Origin of the sequence: Raineyella sp. (genome assembly GCF_034933565.1) — a bacterium.
In the GTDB taxonomy this organism is placed as follows: Bacteria; Actinomycetota; Actinomycetes; order Propionibacteriales; family Propionibacteriaceae; genus Raineyella.
Map to the genome: position 1 here is coordinate 15380 of NZ_JAYFNG010000017.1, position 22275 is coordinate 37654.

The 22275-nt window shown below is 72.9% G+C and carries 22 protein-coding genes, 1 tRNA gene and 1 riboswitch; of the genes, 11 read left to right on the top strand and 12 right to left on the bottom strand.

The features are described 5' to 3' along the window. Positions 1-15: 15 nt before the first annotated feature. A complete protein-coding gene (locus VB059_RS05895; protein ID WP_323421098.1) occupies positions 16-1011 on the top strand; it encodes a sugar ABC transporter substrate-binding protein in 996 nt (331 codons plus the stop codon). Between the two features lie 43 nt (positions 1012-1054). Next, on the top strand, positions 1055-2116 hold the full coding sequence (locus tag VB059_RS05900; RefSeq protein WP_323421099.1) for an NAD(P)-dependent alcohol dehydrogenase: 1062 nt from the start codon (positions 1055-1057) through the stop codon (positions 2114-2116). Positions 2117-2223: 107 nt separating this feature from the next. Here VB059_RS05900 and VB059_RS05905 read toward each other — a convergent pair whose 3' ends face one another. Continuing rightward, positions 2224-4386 (bottom strand): TIM-barrel domain-containing protein, encoded by a 2163-nt coding sequence (locus VB059_RS05905; RefSeq protein ID WP_323421100.1) that lies wholly within the window; start codon positions 4384-4386, stop codon positions 2224-2226. Positions 4387-4428: 42 nt separating this feature from the next. Here VB059_RS05905 and VB059_RS05910 point away from each other — a divergent pair, with 42 nt between their 5' ends. Continuing rightward, positions 4429-6096 (top strand): ABC1 kinase family protein, encoded by a 1668-nt coding sequence (locus VB059_RS05910; protein ID WP_323421101.1) that lies wholly within the window; start codon positions 4429-4431, stop codon positions 6094-6096. Between the two features lie 41 nt (positions 6097-6137). Further along, positions 6138-7856, top strand: coding sequence for a long-chain-fatty-acid--CoA ligase (locus VB059_RS05915; protein ID WP_323421102.1), 1719 nt, complete (start codon positions 6138-6140; stop codon positions 7854-7856). A gap of 48 nt (positions 7857-7904) precedes the next feature. Here the strand turns inward: VB059_RS05915 and VB059_RS05920 are convergent, their stop codons facing one another. The 8 genes from VB059_RS05920 to VB059_RS05955 all read right to left on the bottom strand — a co-directional run bounded on the left by VB059_RS05920 (position 7905) and on the right by VB059_RS05955 (position 14355). Then, complete coding sequence (locus VB059_RS05920) at positions 7905-8606, bottom strand: hypothetical protein (protein WP_323421103.1); 702 nt, start codon at positions 8604-8606, stop codon at positions 7905-7907. 91 nt (positions 8607-8697) lie between these two features. After that, positions 8698-9696 (bottom strand): adenosylcobinamide-phosphate synthase CbiB, encoded by a 999-nt coding sequence (gene cbiB / locus VB059_RS05925; RefSeq protein ID WP_323421104.1) that lies wholly within the window; start codon positions 9694-9696, stop codon positions 8698-8700. 5 nt (positions 9697-9701) lie between these two features. Then, positions 9702-10484: an adenosylcobinamide-GDP ribazoletransferase gene (locus tag VB059_RS05930; protein ID WP_323421105.1), complete on the bottom strand. Its 783-nt coding sequence runs from the start codon at positions 10482-10484 to the stop codon at positions 9702-9704. Further along, positions 10474-11511, bottom strand: coding sequence for a nicotinate-nucleotide--dimethylbenzimidazole phosphoribosyltransferase (cobT, locus tag VB059_RS05935; RefSeq protein ID WP_323421106.1), 1038 nt, complete (start codon positions 11509-11511; stop codon positions 10474-10476). The genes VB059_RS05930 and cobT overlap by 11 nt, the downstream gene beginning before the upstream one ends. 187 nt (positions 11512-11698) lie before the next feature. Then, positions 11699-11821, bottom strand: a riboswitch (cobalamin riboswitch). Beyond that, a complete protein-coding gene (locus tag VB059_RS05940) occupies positions 11804-12712 on the bottom strand; it encodes a cation diffusion facilitator family transporter (protein ID WP_323421107.1) in 909 nt (302 codons plus the stop codon). (Overlaps the previous riboswitch by 18 nt.) 33 nt (positions 12713-12745) lie before the next feature. Further along, positions 12746-12922, bottom strand: a complete 177-nt coding sequence (locus VB059_RS05945; RefSeq protein ID WP_323421108.1) for a hypothetical protein — start codon at positions 12920-12922, stop codon at positions 12746-12748. An 82-nt stretch (positions 12923-13004) separates the two neighbouring features. Next, positions 13005-13478: a tRNA (cytidine(34)-2'-O)-methyltransferase gene (locus tag VB059_RS05950; RefSeq protein WP_323421109.1), complete on the bottom strand. Its 474-nt coding sequence runs from the start codon at positions 13476-13478 to the stop codon at positions 13005-13007. 13 nt (positions 13479-13491) lie between these two features. Continuing rightward, positions 13492-14355 carry a pseudouridine synthase gene (locus VB059_RS05955; protein ID WP_323421117.1) on the bottom strand — a complete coding sequence of 288 codons (864 nt, stop codon included), beginning with the start codon at positions 14353-14355 and terminating at the stop codon, positions 13492-13494. 155 nt (positions 14356-14510) lie between these two features. On the opposite strand from VB059_RS05955, the gene VB059_RS05960 reads away from it, so the two are divergent. The 3 genes from VB059_RS05960 (at position 14511) to VB059_RS05970 (ending at position 17121) form a co-directional block, all read left to right on the top strand. Next, positions 14511-15734 (top strand): MFS transporter, encoded by a 1224-nt coding sequence (locus VB059_RS05960; protein WP_323421110.1) that lies wholly within the window; start codon positions 14511-14513, stop codon positions 15732-15734. A 40-nt stretch (positions 15735-15774) separates the two neighbouring features. Next, positions 15775-15848: transfer RNA gene (locus tag VB059_RS05965), tRNA-Gly, on the top strand. Positions 15849-15870: 22 nt separating this feature from the next. Continuing rightward, positions 15871-17121: an MFS transporter gene (locus tag VB059_RS05970; protein ID WP_323421111.1), complete on the top strand. Its 1251-nt coding sequence runs from the start codon at positions 15871-15873 to the stop codon at positions 17119-17121. Here VB059_RS05970 and VB059_RS05975 read toward each other — a convergent pair. From VB059_RS05975 to arsB, 3 genes are all read right to left on the bottom strand, one after another. Continuing rightward, positions 17111-17731 carry a mismatch-specific DNA-glycosylase gene (locus tag VB059_RS05975; protein WP_323421112.1) on the bottom strand — a complete coding sequence of 207 codons (621 nt, stop codon included), beginning with the start codon at positions 17729-17731 and terminating at the stop codon, positions 17111-17113. The genes VB059_RS05970 and VB059_RS05975 overlap by 11 nt on opposite strands. A gap of 4 nt (positions 17732-17735) precedes the next feature. Continuing rightward, complete coding sequence (locus VB059_RS05980; protein ID WP_323421113.1) at positions 17736-18170, bottom strand: arsenate reductase ArsC; 435 nt, start codon at positions 18168-18170, stop codon at positions 17736-17738. 70 nt (positions 18171-18240) lie between these two features. Continuing rightward, the gene (gene arsB / locus VB059_RS05985) at positions 18241-19350 is read right to left on the bottom strand and encodes an ACR3 family arsenite efflux transporter (protein ID WP_416339509.1); all 1110 of its coding nucleotides are present in this window, start codon (positions 19348-19350) and stop codon (positions 18241-18243) included. A 93-nt stretch (positions 19351-19443) separates the two neighbouring features. Between arsB and VB059_RS05990 the strand changes: the two genes are divergently transcribed. From VB059_RS05990 to VB059_RS06005, 4 genes are all read left to right on the top strand, one after another. Further along, positions 19444-19848: an ArsR/SmtB family transcription factor gene (locus VB059_RS05990; RefSeq protein ID WP_416339508.1), complete on the top strand. Its 405-nt coding sequence runs from the start codon at positions 19444-19446 to the stop codon at positions 19846-19848. Further along, on the top strand, positions 19775-20320 hold the full coding sequence (locus VB059_RS05995; RefSeq protein ID WP_323421114.1) for an ArsA-related P-loop ATPase: 546 nt from the start codon (positions 19775-19777) through the stop codon (positions 20318-20320). Before VB059_RS05990 ends, VB059_RS05995 begins: the two co-directional genes overlap by 74 nt. 9 nt (positions 20321-20329) lie before the next feature. Beyond that, a complete protein-coding gene (locus VB059_RS06000; protein ID WP_323421115.1) occupies positions 20330-20641 on the top strand; it encodes a hypothetical protein in 312 nt (103 codons plus the stop codon). A gap of 115 nt (positions 20642-20756) precedes the next feature. Beyond that, a partial coding sequence (locus tag VB059_RS06005; RefSeq protein WP_323421116.1) for a dihydroxyacetone kinase subunit DhaK occupies positions 20757-22275 on the top strand: 1519 nt, incomplete at its 3' end.

Genomic DNA, 22275 nt, shown 5'->3' on the forward strand with positions numbered 1-22275 from the left:
GAAAGGATCACGGCAATGTCGCCCAATCTCACTCGTCGCGGACTGCTGAAGGCCACCGCCATGCTCGGCATCGGTGGCGTTCTCGTCGGATGCTCGCGCAACACCTCCTCATCCGGGTCCGCCTCCGCCGGCGCCAAGTACCGCGTGGCCTACATCGCCCGGGCACAGTCGGACTCCTTCGCCGCTTGGCTCGCCAACGAGATGAAGAACGCCGCCGGGCAGTTCCCCGACCTGTCGCTCGAGGTCTTCGACGGTCAGGCGAACGACGACACCGAGAACACCCTCATCGAGAACGCGATCACCAACCGCTTCAATGCCATCATCGTCCAGCCCAACAACGGCGAGGCGCAGCGGCCCTACGTCGAGAAGGTCGTGGCGGCCAACATCATCGCCATCACCACGAACGCCCGCATCGCCAACATTCCGGGGGCCTCCTCCGTCGACGCGAACCCGTACGACCAGGGCGCCGGCGTGGCGAAGAAGGCGCTGGCGGATGTGCCCAAGGGCGGCAAGGTCGTCGTCCTGAACGGTCCGGCCGGAAACTTCCACGCCATCGAGCGCCGCAAGGCATGGCAGGCGGAGTTCTTCGACAAGCGCCCCGACGTGAAGATCGTCGGCGAACAGATCGCGAACTGGAACAAGGACGAGGGCATGAAGCTCATGGAGGACTGGATGACCGCCAATCCTCAGATCGACGCCATCTGCTCCATGAACGACAACATGTGTGCCGGCGCCCTCGAGGCGGTCGGGAACAAGCCGTCGATGGGGAAGCTGTTCGCCTACGGCACCGACGGCACTCCGGAGGCCTGCCTGCTCATCCAGAGCGGGAAGATGTCGGCCACGACACTCCAGTCCGCCATCGATCTCGCCAAGCTCAACATCCAGAGCGTGCACGACCTGCTCACCGGCGCCCAGAAGCAGATCGACAAGAACATCGACGCCCCTGTCGTCGACTCCTCGAACGTCGCCCAGTACATCGACATGTACAAGAAGTCCAACCTGATCAAGTAGCACTCGCCGCGTTCAGGCCAACGGATCTCTCGGAAGGAGGACCATGTCTTTCAGGATTGCCCCGACCATGTGGGCCAGCGTCATGAAGGAGGTCGGCGTCGAAGACCTCGAGGAACGCCCCACCCCGCAACCCGCACCCGACGAAGTGCTGGTCAAGGTCGCGAGTGTCGGAGTCTGTGGCTCCGATGTCCACTATTTCAAACACGGGCGGATCGCCGACTTCATCGTCAAGGAACCGATTGTGCTCGGCCACGAGCTGAGCGGCACCATCGTGGCGGTCGGGTCGGACGTCGACCCGGGTCGTGTCGGCCAGCGGGTGGCGGTCGAACCGCAGCGCTCGTGCGGAGTGTGCGAGTACTGCCTGTCGGGACGTTACAACCTCTGCCCGAAGATGGAGTTCTACGCCACCCCGCCCGTCGACGGTGCGTTCTGTGACTACGTGACGATCCAGAGCAAGTTCGCCCATGTCGTCCCGGAGACGATCAGTGACGACGCCGCAGCCCTGCTCGAGCCGTTGTCGGTGGGCATCGCTGCCGTTCAGAAGGCGGAGATCGGGCCCGGGGCGACCGTCCTGATCGCCGGGGGCGGTCCGATCGGCATCATCACCGCCCAGGCGGCCCGGGCCTTCGGGGCGACCGATGTGGTGATCAGCGAGCCGAACCCGACGCGCCAGGAGATCGCCCTCAGGCACGGTGCGACCCGTGTGGTGGTGCCCGGTTCGGAGGAGTACCTGGCGGTTGCGGCTGACACGTTCATCGACTGCTCGGGTGTCAACCCGGCCATCGTCTCCGGCATCAGGCAGGTGAAGCCGGCCGGCACCGTCGTCCTGGTCGGCATGGGCGAGGACATCCTGCCGCTTCCGGTCGGTGTGGTCACGGGCCGGGAGCTGAAGGTCACCGGCATCTTCCGCTACACCGGCACCTGGCCGATCGGCATCCGGCTGGTGGCATCGGGGCTGGTGCAGCTCGATGCGCTGGTCACCGGTCGCTATGGCCTGGACGAGGTGGCTGACGCACTGGGTGACCCGACGGGGGCAGTGGACCTCAAACGTGTCGTCCGGCCGGGCGAGCGTGGACTGCACAGGTCATCGGTCGCTGTCCGGTAGTCACCCGGAGATCTGTCGGATCCAGTGTTGAGCGGCGCCCGCCCGGGCGTCGCTCAACCGGGCGTCGGGGCCGATGTCCGCCGTGCCTCGACCGGTCCCGGGCCGGCTCAGAGCGCCCGGATCCGCCGCGAGAGGTCCGCGGCGGTGGCGTCCTCGGCCCGGTGGAAGACCGGCGGCTGGCCGATCAGCGAGCGGACCCGGACGACCCGGTCGCCGGCGTACTCCTCCCCGGTCCACACCAGCACCCAGCGCCCCGGGGGCAGCGCCACCTCGCGGCCGGTGACGCCGGGCTCCAGCACCGGCGCGACCAGGAAGCTCGGCCCGAAGAAGTACTGGTCGTCGCGGCGGGCCGCCTCGGTGCCGGGCACCTCGACCCAGCAGTGCCGGATCGCCGGCAGGTCGTCGGCGACGACGCCGGCCCGGTACGGCGCCAGTTCCCGGAACACCCGGGTCTGTTGGACGAAGGCCGGGGCGGCCCCGGCGTCCCACACCTGGGCGTTCTCGTCGGGCCGGTTGCCCTCGTGGGTACGCAGCACCGGTGACCACACGCACCACTCGCACCACCGCAGCAGCAGCTCGGTGTCGCGGTGGGCCCGGATCACCGGCTGCGGCAGCGAGGTGTAGCCACCCGCATCGGCGTGCATCAGCGGCAGGCCGCTCACCCCGCCGGCGAGCATGCCGAGCAGCGCCGAGGCCATCCCGTCGTACGCGTCCCAGGAGGTCAGCTGGTCCCCGGCCCAGTGTGCGGCTCGCGACCCGCGCCACGCCGAGCGGTGGAAGACGAACTCGTCGGCCCCGCGCACCGACGCGCAGAGCTGCTCCCACAGCACCGGCCAGCGGTTGTGCAGCTCCCGGGGGTCGCCGTCGTGCAGCACCGCGTCGAACGGCAGTGACTCCCCGAAGTCGGCCATCCAGCCGCCGGTGCGCGGCATGGCGCCGATCACCTGGCCGTACCACGCGTACGCCGCCGGGTTCGTCAGGTCGACCATCGCCGCCATGAAGCCGTCCTGGTCGAGCAGGTACGGCCCGCCGTCGGGGTGCCCCACCAGGAACCCGCGCTCCAGTGCCTCGTGGTAGAGGTCGCGGCGCACCCCACCGGGCTTCTCCCCGGGGTCGACCACGAACGGGTTGATGTAGGTCAGCACCCGGATGCCGCGGGCGCCGAGCTCGGCGACCAGCTGCTCCCAGTCGGGGTAGCGACGCCGGTCCAGCTCCCAGGTCCACCACAGCCGGCTGCCGAAGCCGGTGGTCCGCTGGCCCACCCAGTCCTGGATCCACACCGCGCAGACGGCCGCGCCGTCCAGCGCCGCGAGCTTGCGGCGCACCTCGGCCGACCCGCCCTGGGCCGCCACCACCGCCCCGGTGCCGGTCCAGCCCGGCAGGCCGTCGTGCGGCGTACGGACCAGCTCGCGCGGGCCCGCGCCGGTGCGCCAACGGGCGGTGATCCGGGCGTCCCAGACCGACAGGTCGAGCCGGCCGCCGCGCAGGTCGGCCTCGGCCACCCGGTCCTGGTCCCAGTCCAGCCGGCGCAGCCCCGCCGTCACCAGGGTCGGCATCGGGGCGTACGTCGTGGTCGGTGACCCGCCGGCGCCCCGGGCCTTCTCGACCACCACGGTGACCGGCTGCTTGCCCCGACCCACGCCCTGCTCCCGGGTGACGAGCACGAGGTCCCGGCCGCGCAGGTCGAAGCCGGTGAACTGTGCCCCCAGCCCGTGCACCGCCTCGTCGGCGGCCAGGCCGGAGCGCAGCAGCACCACGTCGGCGGCCGGCACGGACACCTCGACCTCGAGGGTGTCGCCCCGGGAGACCAGCACCAGCGTCCAGACCGGTTCCGCGCCGGCGTCCCGGTGCGGCCGGACGAACCTGCCGATGAGCCGCAGGGTGTCGGTGCCGACGGCCGCCACCTGTTCGCAGCGGGCCTCGGTCCACAGCGTGGCGAGCCGCCGGCGGTCGCTGAAGTGGCCGTGGGCGTCGGACCACTCCAGGGCCCCGCGCCCGGCCGCGATCACCCCGTCGCGGGCCCACCAGACCGGGGTGGTGCCACGCAGCACCCGGAACTGCCCGGGCCGCGGCCCGCCGGGCCCGCCCAGCTCCACCCGGTGCCCGCCGAGGTCGTACGTCCCGGCGGCGGGGCCCGGGTCCCAGCTGCCGACCGGCAGCTCCGGTGCGGGGGCGTACGGGCTGCGGACGGCGACCCCGACCGCCGCCAGGGCCCCGACGGCCACCACGCCGCCGCCCAGCGCCAGCGCCGCCCGTCGATCCACCCGCATGGAGGTCATCGTTCCACGACGGGTGCCATGTACGGTGGTCCCATGCCCGGTCACCTCCAGCGGTACCGCGAGATCGCCCAGGTGCTCTCCCGCAACGGCCTCTACGCCACGGCCTACCAGGCCGGTCTGGGGCGCTGGCTGCCCTCGCTCGGGCACGGCTATGTCAATCCCCGCGAGGACGACGACATCCGTCCCGAGATCCTCGTGCAGACCTTCCGGGATCTCGGCACCACGTACGTGAAGTTCGGCCAGGCCCTGTCGATGCGCCACGACCTGCTGCCCGACGCCTACTGCGACGCGCTGGGCACGCTGACCGACAGCCAGCCGGCCCTGCCCGTCGACGACATCCGGGCGGTGGTCCGCGCCGACCTGGGGGCCGATGTCACCGAGCTGTTCGGCTCCTTCGAGGAGGTCCCGATGGCGACGGCCTCGATCGGCCAGGTGCACGCGGCGGTGCTGCACGACGGGCGCGACGTGGTGGTCAAGGTCCGCAAGCCCGGGGTGGTGGACAAGGTCAGTGAGGACCTGGAGATCCTCGGCAACATCGCCCGGCACCTGGAGCGCAATTCCGGCTTCTTCTCCGACATCGGGGTGACCGGGCTGGTGGAGGAGTTCAGCCGGTCGCTGCGCACCGAGATGGACTACACCGTCGAGGCGCACGCCTGCGAGGAGTTCGGCGCCTTCTTCGCCGGCGACAAGCGGATCCACATCCCGTGGATCCACTGGGACACCAGCTCCACCCGGGTGCTCACCATGGAGCGGCTGACCGGCATCCGGGTGGACGACGTCGCCGCCCTCGACGCCGAGGGGGTCGACCGGCACTCGCTGGCGCTGCGCAGCTGCGAGATGCTGCTGCGGATGGTCTTCGAGATGGGCAGGTTCCACGCCGACCCGCACTCCGGCAACCTGCTGATCGAGCCCGACGGCGCCATCGGGGTGATCGACTTCGGGATGATCGGGCAGATGAGCCCGACGATGACCCGGCAGTTCGCCGCGATCATCGTCGGGATGTATCGCAACGACCCGAACGTGGTCGCCGAGGCGCTGGTCGCGCTGGCACCGCCCCGCGGCCGGCTGGACCGTCAGGCGCTGCGCCGGGAGGTCACCGGGCTGCTCGCCTCGATGGAGGGGCGCCGGCTGACCGACGTCCGGATGGTCGACGTGGGGATGTACCTGTTCCGGATCGTCCGCAACCAGCGCCTGGCGCTGCCCGCCGACATCGTCCTGCTGGTGCGGATGCTGACCATCGTCGACGGGCTGGGCCGACAGCTGGACCCGACCTTCCGGCTCGAGGATGCGCTGAACCCGTTCGCCGAGCGCCTGCTGCTGCAGCGGCTCGACCCGCGCTACTGGGTCGGCCGGGCCCGCGAGGCCACCCTCGACGCGGTGATGCTCAGCACCGAGGTGCCCTCGTACGCCCGGCGACTGCTGGAGCGCCTCGACAAGGACGGGATGGACGTCAACCTGCGCGCCGAGGAGCTCGAGCCGCTGGTCGCCCGGGCCGAGGGGATGACCGACCGGCTGGTGCTCGGGCTGATCGTCGCCGCGATGATCGGCGGCGGGTCCAACATCCTGGTCGCCAACACCGAGCGGCTGGGTCGGTTCGCCGGCCCGGTGCTGGCCGGGATGTGGGGCATCCTCGGCGCCACCGGGGGCTACCTGGCCTGGACCGGGCGTCCGTGGGGCCGGACCAAGGGGCGCAAGCGCTGACCGGCCCTTGCGGCCCACCTACGGTCGCGTAACCTTCAGGCATGACCGCGCCATCCGTGTCCCCCTCGCCAGCCGTGCCCCCGGTGCCGCCGTGGGTCGCCGCCTACCAGCCGGGCGTCCCCGCCGAGATCGACCTGCCGACCACCTCGCTGGTGGAGATGTTCGAACGATCGGTGGCCGAGGGCGGCGCCTCGATCGCGATGACGTTCTTCGGCCGCACCACGACGTACACCCAGCTGGGCGACCAGGTGTTCCGTGCCGCGGAGGGGCTGCGGGAGCTGGGCGTACGCCCCGGCGACCGGGTCGCGATCGTGCTGCCGAACTGCCCCCAGCACGTCGTCGCGTTCTACGCCGTGCTGCGCCTGGGCGCGGTGGTGGTCGAGCACAACCCGCTCTACACCACCCGCGAGCTGGACGAGCTGTTCGCCGACCACGGAGCGCGGGTGGCGATCGCCTGGGACGCCTCGGTGGCGAAGCTGCAGGAGTTCCCCGCTGAGCACCGCCCGACGACGATCGTCGCGGTGAACATGCTGGCGGAGTTCCCGCTCGCGCTGCGCGCCGCGCTACGGCTGCCGGTGAAGAAGCTGCGCGCGACCCGGGACTCGCTGACCGCCCCGACGCAGGACACCCTGCCGTGGCGCCGGTTGCTGGCCCACCGCCCCGTCGACCCCGAGGTGGCGCGGCCCACGGTCGAGGACCTGGCGGTGATCCAGTACACCTCCGGCACCACCGGGCATCCCAAGGGGGCGATGCTCACCCATTTCAATCTCCACGCCAATGCCCTGCAGGGCAAGGCCTGGATGCAGGACGCCGAGTACCGCAAGGAGGTCTTCTACGCGGTGCTGCCGATGTTCCACGCCTTCGGGATGACGCTCTATCTGACCTACGGCGTGCTGCGGCAGGCGAACCTGGTGCTGTTCCCGAAGTTCGACGTGGATCTGGTGCTGAAGGCGGCCAAGCGGTTCCCGCCGACGGTCTACTGCGCCGTGCCGCCGATCTACGAACGGACCGCGAAGGCGGCGATCGAGCGCGGGGTCTCGCTGAAGTCGGCGAAGTTCTGCATCTCCGGCGCGATGGCGCTCACCGACCCGATCGTCGAGCTGTGGGAATCGGTCTCCGGCGGGCTGCTGGTCGAGGGCTACGGGATGACCGAGTCGTCCCCGGTGGCGCTCGGCAACCCGTTCTGGCCGACCCGGCGCACCGGCACCATCGGGGTGCCGTTCCCGTCCACCCTGATGAAGGTCGTCGACCCCGACGACCCGACCCGGGAGGTGGCCCGGGGAGAGCGCGGCGAACTGCTGCTCAAGGGCCCACAGGTCTTCCAGGGCTACTGGCACAACCCCGAGGAGACCGCGAAGACCCTGCTGCCGGGCGGCTGGCTGCGCACCGGCGACCTGGTCGTGGTCGACCCGGAGGGCTACACCACCATCGTCGACCGGGCCAAGGAACTGATCATCACCGGCGGCTTCAACGTCGCCCCCTCCGAGGTCGAGGAGGCGATCCGTACGTTCCCCGGGGTGAAGGACGTGGCAGTGGTCGGCGAGTGGCGCGAGGACGGTGCGGAGACGGTCGTCGCGGTGATCGAGACCGAGCCCGGTGCGGTGGTCGAGGAGGAGGCGCTGCGGACCCACTGTCGCGGGCTGCTCGCTGCGTACAAGGTGCCGCGCCGGGTGGTCACAGCCGAGGGGGAGCTGCCCCGCTCGATGCTGGGCAAGGTGCTGCGCAAGCAGGTCCGCGAGGCGCTGTCCGCGCGCCGGTAGCCGCACACGATAGCCGGCGACCCGGGGGCGCGGGCCGCCGGTCAGGGGTCAGGGGCGCGGGCCGCCGGTCAGCGCGTGTGCCACGGACGCGAGGATGGCCACCCCGTTGAGAGCGTCCTCGGTGCTCTGCGGCACCCGGTCGAGGCGTTCGGCGACGATGCTGACGCCCTGCAGGGTGACGCTCCACGGGACCTGCATGGACATCAGCAGCGTACGGGCCCGGGGCCCGACCACCATCCGGCCGAGCAGCTCATCGTCGGTGAGGATCGCGAACCGGGCGTCGAAGGCGGCATGCCCGGTGTGGTGGACCGTGCCGCCGACCTGCCGACGGCGCTCGTCGAGCAGCTCGACCGGGACGATCCGCACCTCATTGAGCGGGAACGGCAGCCGGGTCCAGCAGATCGTCGCGTGGGTGCGCCGGGACCCGCCCTCAGCGGCCCCCGACCCAGGGGTGACATGGGACCCGTGGGCGGCGGGGGACTCGTGGGTGACGTGGGCGACGCAGAACGGCAGGTCGTGGTAGGTGCCGGCGAACCCCTCGCGGAACCGCACCCGGCGCTGCCACTCCCGCAGCCGGGGCGGGCGCGGGCGCAGCCGGGAGGCGTCGTCGGTGTAGGTCCAGCCGCGCGCCTCGGCCCCGCGGCGCAGCTCGGCGAGCCGGCGTCGTTCCCGGTGCGGCGCCCCGATGGCGATCGCCGCGAGCCAGCCGACCAGCGGGACGGCGATCAGCAGGGCCAGCCAGGTGCCCATTCAGAGCCGCCCCGTCAGGCAGAGCCCCGCGCCGTCGGGGGCATGGGGGACGGCGGGGCGTACGTGGTGATCGGCCATGCGATCAGGGTAGTCAACCGTGGTGTCGGGGCCCCGGCGCCGGATCGGTCCGGACCCGGTCGAGCGCCGCGAGGCTGCCGACCGCGGCCAGCGCCACCGCCAGCGTGCCGCGTTGCACCCGGCGGGCCAGCCGGACCGCCCGGGCCATGTCCCGGGGCTGCGCCGGGCGCCCGTCACCCAGCACGCCGCGGTCCTCGACCTTCCCGCCGTACGCGTTCGCGCCGCCGAGCCGGATGCCGAGCGAGCCGGCGAAGGCCGCCTCGATCCGGCCGCCGTTCGGGCTCGGGTGCGCCGCGGAGTCCTCCCGGACGGCCCGTCGGGCGGCGGCTGATCTCCCCGCGGCCAGGGTGGCGCCCAGCCGGGCGGGCAGCCAGTTGACGACGTCGTCCAGCCGGGCCGCCACCTTTCCGTACCGTTCGTACCGCTCGTTGCGGTAGCCGATCATCGCGTCGAGGGTGTTGATCGCCCGGTGCGCGACCATGCCCGGCGCGCCGGCGACGGCACCCCAGACGAGCGGTGCGACGACGGCGTCGGAGGTGTTCTCGGCCAGCGACTCGATCGCCGCCCGGGTGACGCCCGCGGCGTCCAGCGCCGCCGGGTCGCGGCTGACGATGTGGCTGACCTGCTCACGAGCGGCCGCCAGGTCGTCGCGTTCGAGGTGCCGGGCCACCGCCGATGCCTCCCGCTCCAGTGACCGGCCGCCCAGCACGGTCCAGGTGACCAGGGCGGTCCAGGCGGTCAGCGCGACCGGCGAGCGGCGGACCGCCCGGTCCACCACCGTGGCGCCGAGCCACGCCGACCCGACGAGGAGCCCGACGTGGCCGGCCCCGGCGGCGACCGAGTCGGCGTACGTCCGGCGCTCCAGCGCTGCCGCCGCCCGGCCGTACGCCGCCACCGGGTGCCCCCGACGGGGGTCGCCGAGCCACCGGTCCAGTCCGTACCCGAGCGCCAGTCCCAGGCCGCGGGCCGCCCGGGTGCGGCGCACTGCGCCGCCCACCGGGCGGGTCCCCACCCGGGTCACCACGCCACCGCCGCCAGCACGGCCAGGCCGGTGGCGGCCGCCTCGACCGTCGCGCCGAGGACGTCACCGGTGATCCCACCGAGTCGGCGGACGCACCACCACAGCAATGCCCCGGCGGCGCCCGGCCCGCCGGCGGCGGCGACCGCGCCGGCCCACCAGCCCGTCCCGCTGAGCACGGCGACGCCCGACAGCACCGCGGCCCAGACCAGCCAGACGCCCGCCGCGCCGTACCACGGCACCGACCCGGCCACCGCCTGGCCGAGCCCTTCCGGCCGGGCGGCCGGGACGGCCCGCAGGCAGCCCAGCACCAGTGCGGCCCGTGAGGCGGCGACGAGTGCGGCGACGATCAGCCAGCCGAGCGGCTTCGCCAGCAGCGCACCGTACGATGCCGCCTGCAGCCCGAGCACCACGACCAGCGTCCCGGCGCCCATCGGGCCGACGTCGCCGGTGCGCATGATGTCGAGGGCCCGGTCGCGGTCCCAGGAGGAGCCGAGCCCGTCGGCGGTGTCGGCGAGCCCGTCCCAGTGGATCGACCGGCTGAGCTGCGCGACGATGCCGACCACCAACAGGCCGCCGACCAGCGCCGGGGCCCCGAGGAGGACGGCGGCCCGGCCGACGAGGCCGGCCACCAGCGCGACCGGCACCACCACCACCGACCCGACCAGCATCGCCGTCCGGGCGATCGGCCGGGTCACCTGGCTGATCGCTCCCGCGGGGATCCGGGTGAGGGTCCCCGCGGCGAGCCGCCAGCCGTCGGCCGACCCGGAGTCAGCTGACATCGGCAAGGGTCGCCATCTCGCGCATCAGGGCGATGCCGGAGCGCACCAGCGGCACCGCGGCGGCGGCGCCGCTGCCCTCACCGAGGCGCAGCCCCAGGTCGAGGATCGGCGAGAGCCCCAGCCTGTCGATGGCGTACGACAGGCCGGGCTCGGGGGAGCGGTGGCCGGCGCGCATCCAGTCCTTGGCGCCCGGCGCGATGGACTCGGCCATCGTCGCCTCGGCGCCGGCGATCACGCCGTCGACGAGGATCGGCACCCCGGCGCGGGCGGCGGCGATCATGAAGCCGGTGGCGGCCGCGATGTCGGCCGAGCCGAGACAGGCGAGTCGTTCGATCGGGTCGGCGAGCCGGTCCCCGCAGCGGGCGATCGCCTCGTCGATCACGGCGGCCTTGCGCAGCCGGCCGGTCTCGTCCAGACCGGTGCCGATGCCGGTCGCCTCGACCGCCGGCACGCCGTACGTGGCGGCGATCAGCGCGGCCGACGGGGTGGTGTTGCCGATGCCCAGGTCGCCGGCGATCAGCAGCTGCGCCCCGGCGGCGATCTCCTCGGCGGCGATCGCCTCGCCCGCGGCGAGCGCCCGCTCGGCCTCGGCCCGGGTCAGGGCGTCCTCGACCCGGATGTTGCCCGAGCCGCGCCGCACCTTGTGGGCGGTCACCTCGGGCGGCACCGCCAGCTCGGCGTCCACGCCGATGTCGAGGAGGCGTACGTGGATGCCGTGCTGGCGGGCGATCACGCTGATCCCCGCCTTGCCGGCGAGGATGCCGTGCACCATGCCGACGGTGATCGCGGTCGGGTAGACCGACACGCCGTCGGCGGCCACGCCGTGGTCACCCGCGAAGACGACGGTGCGGACATTGTCCAGTGGCGCCGGGGGCACCTGGCCCTGGGCGGACGCGATCCAGCAGCCGAGCTCGACCAGGCCGTTCAGGGCACCGGTCGGCATCGCCAACGTGTCGCAGTGGGCGAGCGCGGCCGCGTACAGGTCCGCATCGGGTGGGGTGATAGTCACGGATGGGGTGATGGTCATCTGTCCTCCATGGGGTGGAGGCGCGCCCGGACCGCTGAGGGTCCTGTGGATACGAGTGAGTGGAATCGGACCGAGAGATTCGGGCCGGGCGCGCTCCACGTCTGGTACGGGGCGCGTCAGGCGGTGCGGTCGTGAGCGCAGCAGATGCACGGATCGCTCATGGTGTCCTCTCCGGGATGGCGCGTCCCAGTCGCGGTTGACGCGGGCCGAGTTCCTGACTTGGACTCACAGTGGCGCGACCGTGCCGGAATCTCACCGGCTTCCTCGGGCACCGCGTAATGCTGGGCCCAGCCTACACGCCCGGCATCTCCTCGTGAGCGCGGTGCCCCGGGGGCTCCAGCTGGAACGTCGAATGCTCCACCGACACCGGGAAATGCCCGGCGACGCAGGCCTGCAGGGCGTCCAGCAGCTGTGGCGCCGCGCCGGTGGTGAAGCACTCATCGGTGACCACGACGTGCGCGCTGAGCACCGGCAGGCCGGTGGCGATCATGCTGGCGTGCAGGTCGTGCACCTCCAGCACGTGGTCCAGCTCCAGCAGGTGACGGCGCACGTCGGCCAGGTCGAGCCCCTTCGGCGCCGATTCCAGCAGCACGGTGGTGGAGTAGCGCAACAGCGCCAGGGTGCGCGGGATGATCAACACGGCGATCACCATCGCCGCCAGCGCGTCGGCGCGCAGCCAGCCGAGGGTCGCGATCAGCACGGCGGAGACGATCACCGCCACCGAGCCGAGCGCATCGTTGGCGACCTCGAGGAAGGCGGCGCGCAGGTTGAGGTTGACGTCGCGGTGACCGAGCAGGACCCCCAGCGAGGCGAGGTTGCCGGTCAGGCCGATGATGCCGAAGACCAGCAGGGCACCGGAGGGCACCTGCGGCGGCTCCGCCAACCGTCGGACCCCGTCGATCAGCGCGTACACACCGACGGCGAGCAGGATCGCCGCCTGCCACTGGGCCGAGATCACCTCGGCCCGACGGAACCCCCAGGTCCGCCGCTCGTCCGCCGGCCGGGTGGCCAGGCCGGCGGCCGCCATCGCCATCGCCAGCCCGGCCACATCGGTGAGCATGTGGGCGGCATCGGTGAGCAGCGACAGACTGCGGGTCAGGACAGCGCCGACGACCTCGGCCACCAGGACGGTCGCGGTGATCGCCAGGGCGACCACCAGCCGGCGCCGTGGGGCGGCACCGTGGTCGTGGTCGTGTGCCATGCGGCGATTCTAGGTCTCAGGGTCGACGCCGTCTCACTGCGGGCGCCGGGGCCAGCTGCAGGTGGTGCAGTCCTTGCCCCGCCGGGCCCGGACGACGTTCCAGGCGAGCACGGCGATCCCCAGCACGATGCCGGCGACCGGATGCACGGTGACGCCGACCACCAGACCCAGCATCAGCGGGACGGAGACGGCGCAGGGGGACAGGCTCATGCCGACAGCCTAGTCGATTACCCCAGGGGGTATCGTTCCCGGGGTGTCCGGACCTCGGACCTCAGGCGTGGGACCTCGGACCTCAGACCGCCCCAGGGAAGCCGAACTGACGCCACGCCTCGTACACCGCGATCGCGGTGGCGTTGGAGAGGTTGAGCGACCGGTTGCCGGGGCGCATCGGGATCCGGATCTGCTCGCTCACCCGCGGGTCGGCGAGCACCGCCGGGTCCAGCCCGGTCGGCTCCGGCCCGAAGAGCAGCACATCGCCCGGCCGGTAGCTGACGTCGGTGTGGCGTACGGTCGCCTGTGCGGTGAACGCGAAGACCCGGGCCGGCAGCAGGGCCGCGTACGCCGCTTCGAGGTCGTCATGGACGCAGACGTTCGCCATGTCGTGGTAGTCGAGGCCGGCCCGCTTCAGGTGGGTGTCGTCCATCGAGAAGCCCAGTGGCCCGGCCAGGTGCAGCGGCGCGCCGGTGATCGCGGCCAGCCGGATGGTGGCGCCGGTGTTGTGCGGGATGCGCGGGGAGTGGAAGAGGATGCGGACCGGGCAGGACATGCCGGTCAGTTTCTCACGGCCGGGTGTGCCCGCTCCCGTCCGGCCAGGTGTGCTCTGTCCCGTCCGGCCAGGTGTGCCCGATGGCGCTGGTGAACGTACGGGGCTGCCCGCTGATCGGATCGGGGAAGGACAGGGTCCGGGCGACCAGCTCGAGCGGGGTGGTGAAGTCGTCGATGTCGACGTCGAGGACCTCCGGGTAGAGCGGGTCGCCGAGGATCGGGATGCCCAGCCCGGTGAGGTGGACCCGCAGCTGGTGGGTCTTGCCGGTGGTCGGGGTGAGCCGGTAGCGGCCGTACGTCCCGCGGGTCTCGACCAGCTCGACGGTGGTGTGCGTGTTCGGCGCCCGGCCGGCCACGACGTCGGCCTGCAGCACACCGCGGCGCTTGTGCAGGTGGTTGGCGACCTCAAGGGGGAACGTCAGGCCGGGGCGGACCGGGGCCAGCGCGGTGTAGGTCTTGCGGGCCAGCCGATGCTCGAACACCTGCTGGTAGGGGGCCCGCCAGCGGCGTTCGGTGGTCAGCAGCAGCACGCCGGCGGTGAGCCGGTCCAGCCGGTGCGCGGGGGACAGTTCCGGCAGGTCGAGGGCCTCGCGCAGCCGGACCACCACCGACTGGGTGACGTGGCGGCCGCGCGGGATGGTGGACAGGAAATGCGGCTTGTCGACCACCACCAGGCGCTCGTCGCGGTGCAGGACACCGATCCGGAACGGGACCACCGGCTCCTCGCGCAGGTCGCGGTGGAACCAGACGAAGGTGTGCGGGGCGTACGCCTCGGCGCCGGTGAACGGCGTGCCGTCGGCGCCGACGAACCGGCCCGCACGCAGCATCGACTCCACCGGGGCGTCGGCCGCCAGCCGGTCCGCCAGGAAGTCGCGCATCGTCGGCCACGGCGCCGGCCGGTCCGCGTCGGGGGTGCGGACCCAGGCGGCCTCCAGCCCGTGACGGCGGGGCAGCGGGGAGCGTGGCGGCACCGTTCCAGCGTACGCGGCGGATATCCCCCGGGGGTATCCGGATCGTGACAGACTGGGCGGCTGTGAAGCGCCCCATCCTCCTGCTCATGCTGACCAACGTGCTCGGCGGCGTCGGCGTGGCCTCCGGCATCGCCGTCGGCGCCCTGCTGATCCAGCAGATCGCCGGCACCGCGTTCTCCGGGTTCGGCCAGGCGCTGTCCGTGCTCGGCGCGGCGATCGCCGCCGTGCCGCTGGCCCAGCTGGCCGCCCGGCGCGGCCGGCGGGCCGCCCTGGGGCTCGGCTACCGGCTGGCGGCGGTCGGCGCCGCCGCGGTGGTGGGTGGCGCGGTGCTGCACTCGGCGATCGTGCTGTTCGTGGCGCTGGTGCTGTTCGGTGCCGCCCAGGCCACCAACCTGCAGACCCGCTACGCCGGCGCGGACTTCGCCGCCGGGCCGCGCCGGGCGACCTGGATGTCGCTGGTCTTCTGGGCCACCACGATCGGCTCGGCGCTGGGTCCCAACCTGGCCGCGTACGGCGACGTGCTCGGGCGCTCGCTCGGGCTGCCGGAGCTGTCCGGGTCGTACCTGTTCGGCGTGGTGGCCTTCCTGCTCGCCTCGGTGGTGGTGATGTTCCTGCCCCGCGGGCCGCTCCCCGGCGCGGGGGGCGCGCCGGCGGCGACGGGCCGGCGGGTGGGTGCCCCGCAGGCCCTGGCCTGGGCGATGCGGCACCCGACGGCGCGGTTCGCGGTGCTGCTCACCGCCGTCGCGCACGGGGTGATGGTCGGGGTGATGTCGATGACGCCGATCCACCTGCACGGCCACGGTCATCAGCTCGAGGTGATCGGGCTGGTGATCAGCCTGCACATCCTCGGCATGTACGCGCTGAGCCCCGCGTTCGGCTGGTTGGCGGACCGGGTCGGGGCGATGAAGGTCGCCGGGCTGGGGCTCGGCGTGCTGCTGGCGGCGGTGGTCACCGGCCTGGTCGCCGCGAACGGCCGGCTCGAGCTGACCTCCACCGCGCTGGTCCTGCTCGGGCTGGGCTGGTCGGCCTCGATCATCGCGGCTTCCGCCCTGCTCGCCGGGGTGGACTCCGGTGAGGTCCGGGTCCCGCTGCAGGGGGCCAACGACGCGCTGATGAACTACGTCGGGGCCGGTGCCGCCCTGCTCGGCGGCCCGGTGATGGCTGGCATCGGCTACGGCGGCCTCAACCTCGGCGCCGGGCTGCTGCTCGTCCCCGCGGTGCTGGCCGGAGTGGCGGCGTTGCGGGCCGCCGCACCGGCGACGGAACGGCAGTTCTCCGAGCGGTGACGCCGGGGTAGAGTCGGGGCGCGTCGTGCAGACGACGTATGCGGGTGAGGCCCAAGGGTGGGGCGCCACACTTCCGGTGTGGAGGTTCAGGTTCGAGTCCTGGCGCCCGCTCCAGTTCACTGGTGCGGGGGTGATCGTGGGCGTACGCCACCTGCTCGCCGACACCCGCCCGCTGCACAACGACCACTTCCGCCGGCTGTGGGTCGCCAACATCATCACGGTGATCGGTGCCCAGCTCACCGTCGTCGCGGTCCCGGCGCAGATCTACGCGCTCACCGCCAGCTCCGCGTACGTGGGCCTGACCGGGCTGTTCGGCCTGGTGCCGCTGGTGGTCTTCGGCCTGTGGGGCGGGGCGCTGGCGGACGCGATGGACCGACGCCGGCTGATGCTGCTGTCCACGATCGGGCTGATCGCCACCTCGGCGCTGTTCTGGGCCCAGTCGGCGCTGGCGGTGGGCAACGTGTGGCTGGTGCTGACGATCTTCGCGCTGCAGCAGGCGTTCTTCGCGATCAACCAGCCGACCCGCACCTCGATCCTGCCCCGGCTGCTGCCCGCCGGCCAGCTCCCGGCGGCGAACTCCCTCACCATGACGGTGATGCAATTCGGGGCGATCGCCGGACCGCTGATCGGCGGGGCGCTGATCCCGGTGCTCGGCTTCTCCTGGCTCTACCTGGCCGACAGCGTGCTGCTGCTGGCCACCCTGGGCGCCGCGTTCCGGCTGCCGGCGCTGCCCCCGGGCGCCGGCGAGGCCCGGCGCGTGCCGGGGCTGCGCTCGGTGGTCGAGGGGCTCGGCTACCTGCGCGGCCAGCCGGTGCTGATGATGTCGTTCCTGGTCGACGTCATCGCGATGACCTTCGGCATGCCGCGGGCGCTGTTCCCGCAGCTGGCGCACGAGTCGTTCGGCGGCCCGGCCGAGGGCGGCACGGCGTTCGCCCTGCTGTTCGCGGCGATCCCCGCCGGGGCGCTGCTGGGCGGGATCCTGTCGGGGTGGATCTCCCGGGTCACCCGCCAGGGACTGGCGGTGGTGGTGTGCATCGTGGTGTGGGGTGCGGCGATGCTCGGCTTCGGGCTGTTCGCCGGCGCCGGGCTGCTGGCCCCCGCGCTCGGCCTGCTGGCGGTCGGCGGTGCCGCGGACATGGCCTCGGCGGCGTTCCGCCAGACCATCCTGCAGGAGGCGGCCAGCGACGAGGTGCGCGGCCGGCTGCAGGGCATCTTCATCGTCGTGGTCGCCGGCGGCCCGCGGCTGGCGGACACCCTGCACGGGGTGACCGCGGCGGCGGTCGGCACGGTCGCGGCGACCGCCGGCGGCGGCGTCGCGGTGGTGGCCGGGGTGGTGCTGGCCGCCCTGCTGGTGCCGTCCTTCGTCCGCTACCGGGTCAGTCGCTGAGCCCGCCGGTCCGGCGCCCATCGACTCGGCACCCATCGGTCCGGCGGACGATCCCGGCCGCGTCGGCGGCGGCGCCGTACGCCTCGGCCAGGCTGGCGACCGTCTCGTGGGCGTTGAGCCCGGACGGGTTGGGCAGCACCCACAGCTCGGCGCCGGCCAGATCCTCGGGCTGGCGCCCCGGTCGGGCCTTCGGCCGGCGGAAACCGGTGCGGTAGGCCCCGATCCCGACGATCGCCACCACCCGGGGACGGTGCGCGCCGACCGTACGTTCCAACCGGGCCGCGCCGGCGCGGATCTCGGCGGTGCTGAGCTCGTCGGCCCGGGCACTGGCCCGGGCGACCAGGTTGGTGATGCCCAGGCCGATGGCCTCCAGAGCGGCCCGGTCACCGGGTGCCATCCCGGCCGTGGCGTCGATCAGGTGGTCGGTGATCCCGGCGGCGTACAGGGCCGGCCAGAACCGGTTGCCCGGCCGGGCGAAGTGCGCGCCGGTCGCCCCCGACCACAGGCCGGGGTTGATCCCCACCACCAACAATCGCAGCGGGGTGGGCAGGATGTCGGGGATCGTCCGCCCCGCGGCAGCGGCGAGGTCGGCGCGAGTGGGGCGGGGCACGGGGTCATTGTCGCAGCACGTCGACGCCCAGGTCGGTGAGCAGGGCGGCGACCCGGCGGCGGATCTCGTCGCGGACCGGGCGGATCGCTGCCAGATCCCGGCCGGCCGGGTCGTCGAGCACCCAGTCCTCGTAGCGCTTGCCGGGATAGTACGGGCAGGCATCGCCGCACCCCATGGTGATCACCACGTCGGAGGCCCGGACCGCCTCGGGGGTGAGGATCTTCGGCGTCTCGGCGCTGATGTCGATGCCGTCCTCCGCCATGGCCTCCCGGACGGCCGGGTTGATCGAGTCGGCCGGGGCGGAGCCGGCCGAGCGGACCTCGACCCGGCCACCCGACAGCTGCCGCGCGTACGCCGCACCCATCTGGGAGCGGCCGGCGTTGTGCACGCAGACGAACATCACCGACGGTCGGTGCCCGGGTCGGGCTGGGGTCGACATGGCGGAGCCTTCCTTCGGGGGCAGGACGCGGGCCTTCCGTGCGCGGGGCGATGGCGCTCGGGGAGGGCTGTCAGCGGGGCACGGTCGGATCGTCGTGCGGGAACAGCGTGGGGGCCAGCCACAGCGCGACGTAGACCAGGCCGACCAGGACGGGCACCTCGATCAGCGGGCCGACGACCCCGGCCAGGGCCTGGCCGGACGTGACGCCGAAGGTGCCGATGGCCACCGCGATGGCGAGCTCGAAGTTGTTGCCGGCGGCGGTGAACGCGACGGTGGCGGAGTGTGCGTAGTCCAGGCCGACAGCCCGGGACAGCAGCAGCCCGCCGAGCCACATGACGGCGAAGTAGGCCACCAGGGGCAGGGCGATCCGGGCCACGTCCCAGGGGCGACTGGTGATCTGGTTGCCCTGCAGGGCGAACAGCACGACGATCGTGAACAGCAGGCCGTACAGGGCCAGTGGGCCGATCCGGGGCAGGAAGCGCTGCTCGTACCATTCGCGACCCTTGGCCCGTTCACCGAACGTACGGGTCCCGAACCCCGCGACCAGCGGCACGCCGAGGAAGACCAGCACCGAGACGAAGATCGCCCGGAACGAGAAGTCGGCCGAGGTGGTGGACAGGCCCAGCCAGCCGGGCAGCACCTGGAGGTAGAACCAGCCCAGCGCCGAGAAGGCGATCACCTGGAAGACCGAGTTGACCGCCACGAGGACGGCCGCGGTCTCCCGGTCACCGCAGGCGAGGTCGTTCCAGATCAGCACCATGGCGATGCACCGGGCCAGCCCGACGATGATCAGTCCGGTGCGGTACTCGGGCAGGTCGGGCAGCGCCAGCCAGGCCAGGGTGAACATCACCGCCGGGCCGACGACCCAGTTCAGGGCCAGCGACAGGCCCATCAGGCGGCGGTCGGCGGTGACCCGGCGGGTCTCGTCGTAGCGGACCTTGGCCAGCACGGGGTACATCATCACCAGCAGGCCGATGGCGATCGGCAGCGAGACCGAGCCGATCCTCACCGCGTCCAGGGCGGCCGGCAGTCCGGGGACGAACCGGCCGAGCAGCAGACCGGCTGCCATCGCCGCCAGGATCCAGACCGGCAGGAAGCGATCCAGCCGGCTCAGCCGCCCGGCGACCGAGTGATGCTCGCTCGCACCCGACTCCACGAGCTGCTGTCGGCTGATCTGCAGTTCCTTCACCGGTTCTCCCGTATCGAGATGGATCAATATGGCGATCATGGCTGACCCATCGACGGTTGTCAATGTGATGGCTAGACTGGCGTCATGGCGCAGTCGGCAGTGGACGGAACACCCCTCGTCGAGCCCCTTCTCGTCGGGTCCGACGAGGTCTGCCTCACGGGTCCGTCCACCCTGATGCCGGTCGGTCGGGCCGAGCGTCTGGCCGAGATCTTCAAGGCGCTCTCGGATCCCACTCGGGTGCGGCTGCTGGCGCACATCTGTTCGTCGGAGCACGGCACCGCCTGTGCGTGTCACCTGCCCGAGACGCTCGGCATCAGTCAGCCCACCCTCTCCCATCACCTCAAGAAGCTGGTGGAGGCCGGGCTGATCACCCGTGAGCAGCGCGGCCGGTGGGCGCACTACACCGCCGTGACCGATGTGCTGGACGTCGTGCAGGACTTCCTCGGCGAGTCCGCCGTGGCCTCCTCCGGTTGCGGAGCCGAGCGATGAGATTCCTGGACCGCCTTCCCCGCCCTGCACCGAGGAGGTCGCGGTCTTCCAGGCCTTCTCCCGGGCGGTCTCCGAGGGCGGGCGCCGCTTCGTCGTCATGGACACCGCTCCGACCGGCCACACCCTGCTGCTGATGGACGCCACCGGCTCGTACCACAACGAGATCGCCCGCAACATGCCTGCGGGTGCCCGTTTCACCACGCCGATGATGCGGCTGCAGGACCCCGATCACACGAAGGTGATCATCGTTACCCTGGCCGAGACGACACCCGTCCTCGAGGCCGAACAGCTGCAGGCCGACCTCGAACGCGCCCGGATCCACCCCTGGGCCTGGGTGGTCGACCAGACCCTCACCGGCGTCCGGACAACCGACCCGCTGCTGCGCAGACGTCAGGCCGCCGAACGCGGCCCCCTCGACGAGGTCCGGTGCGCCACCACCCGCGCCGCCCAGGTGCCCCTGGCGGAGCACTAGGGTCGGGGCATGCCGTCCTATCGCGCCGAGCTCCAGATCAGCGACGTACGTCCCGGGCACCGGCCCGGTGAGGTGCTGCCGGTCGCGGCGGCGGCGACCCGCGCGCTGGCCCATCTCGACAAGCCGGACCTGGTGATGGAGGACCGGCTGCCCTGGGTGGTGGTCCGGTTCAGCATCGACCCGACCGGCCGGGCCGAGGAGGACCGGCGGGCCGCGACGATCGCGGACGCGGTGGAACGGGCGGTCGGCGAGGTGGCCGAGGTCGCCCGCACCCGGGTCAGCCGCCGGGTCAAGGGGGAGTGGCTGATCGTCGTCGGCTGAGCGCCGCCTGCTGAGTGCCGGGCGCCGCCTGCTGGGGTGTCGACCGCGGGGTGTCGGCCCGGACACATCGCGAAACTGCTTGCCACCGGGCCCGGCAGTGCCCATGGTGGGTGTCATGTCCGCAAAACTGCTGAACGACCCGTCCGATGTCGTGCAGGAGGCTCTCGAGGGCCTGGTCCTGGTGCAGCCGGGGCTGAGTCTGCTGGAGGACCGTACGACCGTCGTCCGCGCGGACCGGCATGCCACCGGCCCGGCCGACGACTCCGTCCCGGTGGCCGTGGTCACCGGCGGTGGCGGTGGCCACGACCCGTCCGACGCCGGCTTCGTCGGCACCGGCATGCTCACCGCGGCGGTGGTCGGCGGCATCTTCTCCTCCCCCGGCGCGGACGCGGTCTACCAGGCGATCCGCGCGGTCACCGGGGCCGCGGGCTGCCTGCTGGTGGTGAAGAACTACACCGGCGACCGGCTCAACTTCCAGCTCGGCGCCGAGCTCGCCCGGGCCGACGGCTACCGGGTCGAGACGGTCTTCGTGGCCGATGATGTCGCGCTGGCCGAGACCGAGGACAACGCCGGTCGCCGCGGGCTCGCCGGCACCGTCCTGGTCGAGAAGGTCGCCGGCGCGCTCGCCGAGCAGGGCCGTCCGCTCGAGGAGGTGCGGGCCGCCGCCGGGGCGGCGGCCACCCGGATCGGCACCGTCAACGCAGGGCTGTCGCCCTGCACCGTGCCGGGCCTCACCGCGCCGAGCTTCGAGCTGCGCGACGACGAGGTCGAGCTGGGCCTGGGCATCCACGGCGAGCCCGGCGTCCGCCGGATCCGGGCCACCGAGGCCGACAAGCTGGTGCACATCATGGTGTCGCGGATCGCCACCGAGCGCGGTATCCGGGCCGGCGCCCGGGTGGTCGCCCTCGTCGGCGGCGCCGGTGCCACACCGCCGATCGAGCTGTCGATCGCCGCCCGGGCCGTCGTCCGGGAGCTGCAGCTGCGCCGGATCGAGGTGGTCCGGCTCTACTGCGGCCAGGTGATGACCAGCCTCGACATGGCCGGGGTCTCGGTCAGCCTCCTGCCGCTGGAGCAGACCGGCGAGGCCGTGCTGGCCGCACTCGACGCGCCCACCGGCTGCCTCGCCTGGCCGGGGCGCGATGTCGCCACCGCGCCGGTGATCACCACCGTGGCGGTGCCGATGGCGGTCGCCGGCCCAGAGGACCGCGGCACCCCGGACGCCCGGGTCCGGGGTGCCATCGACGTCGCCTGCCGGGCCGTCCTGGACAGCGAGACCGAGCTGACCCACCTCGACCAGCAGGTCGGCGACGGTGACCTCGGCCAGGCCCTCGCCCGCGGCGCGTACGGCTGGTTCGACGACCCGATCGAGGGCGACGCGAACCACCTGCTCCGGCATCTGTCCTGGATCGTCCGGCGCGAGGTCGGCGGCAGCTCCGGAGCGCTGTACGCGATGGGGCTGCTCCGGGCCGCCGAGGCGCTGGAGCGCGGCGACGGCTGGGGCGGCGCGCTCAGCGCGGAGGTCGCGGGCCTCGCCGACCTCGGGTCGGCCGCCCCCGGCGACGGCACCATGCTCGACGCCCTGGCTCCGGCCGCCGAGGCCTGGGGGCAGGGGGCCGAGGCGGTGGTCGAGGCGG

Excerpts from the sequence above, each read along its gene's own strand:
- VB059_RS05895 (WP_323421098.1), top strand. The coding sequence starts at position 16 with ATGTCGCCCAATCTCACTCGTCGCGGACTGCTGAAGGCCACCGCCATG.
- VB059_RS05900 (WP_323421099.1), top strand. The coding sequence starts at position 1,055 with ATGTCTTTCAGGATTGCCCCGACCATGTGGGCCAGCGTCATGAAGGAG.
- VB059_RS05905 (WP_323421100.1), bottom strand. The coding sequence starts at position 4,386 with ATGCGGGTGGATCGACGGGCGGCGCTGGCGCTGGGCGGCGGCGTGGTG.
- VB059_RS05910 (WP_323421101.1), top strand. The coding sequence starts at position 4,429 with ATGCCCGGTCACCTCCAGCGGTACCGCGAGATCGCCCAGGTGCTCTCC.
- VB059_RS05915 (WP_323421102.1), top strand. The coding sequence starts at position 6,138 with ATGACCGCGCCATCCGTGTCCCCCTCGCCAGCCGTGCCCCCGGTGCCG.
- VB059_RS05920 (WP_323421103.1), bottom strand. The coding sequence starts at position 8,606 with ATGGGCACCTGGCTGGCCCTGCTGATCGCCGTCCCGCTGGTCGGCTGG.
- VB059_RS05930 (WP_323421105.1), bottom strand. The coding sequence starts at position 10,484 with ATGTCAGCTGACTCCGGGTCGGCCGACGGCTGGCGGCTCGCCGCGGGG.
- cobT (WP_323421106.1), bottom strand. The coding sequence starts at position 11,511 with ATGACCATCACCCCATCCGTGACTATCACCCCACCCGATGCGGACCTG.
- VB059_RS05940 (WP_323421107.1), bottom strand. The coding sequence starts at position 12,712 with ATGGCACACGACCACGACCACGGTGCCGCCCCACGGCGCCGGCTGGTG.
- VB059_RS05945 (WP_323421108.1), bottom strand. The coding sequence starts at position 12,922 with ATGAGCCTGTCCCCCTGCGCCGTCTCCGTCCCGCTGATGCTGGGTCTG.
- VB059_RS05950 (WP_323421109.1), bottom strand. The coding sequence starts at position 13,478 with ATGTCCTGCCCGGTCCGCATCCTCTTCCACTCCCCGCGCATCCCGCAC.
- VB059_RS05955 (WP_323421117.1), bottom strand. The coding sequence starts at position 14,355 with ATGCGCGACTTCCTGGCGGACCGGCTGGCGGCCGACGCCCCGGTGGAG.
- VB059_RS05980 (WP_323421113.1), bottom strand. The coding sequence starts at position 18,170 with ATGTCGACCCCAGCCCGACCCGGGCACCGACCGTCGGTGATGTTCGTC.
- VB059_RS05990 (WP_416339508.1), top strand. The coding sequence starts at position 19,444 with ATGGCGCAGTCGGCAGTGGACGGAACACCCCTCGTCGAGCCCCTTCTC.
- VB059_RS05995 (WP_323421114.1), top strand. The coding sequence starts at position 19,775 with ATGTGCTGGACGTCGTGCAGGACTTCCTCGGCGAGTCCGCCGTGGCCT.
- VB059_RS06000 (WP_323421115.1), top strand. The coding sequence starts at position 20,330 with ATGCCGTCCTATCGCGCCGAGCTCCAGATCAGCGACGTACGTCCCGGG.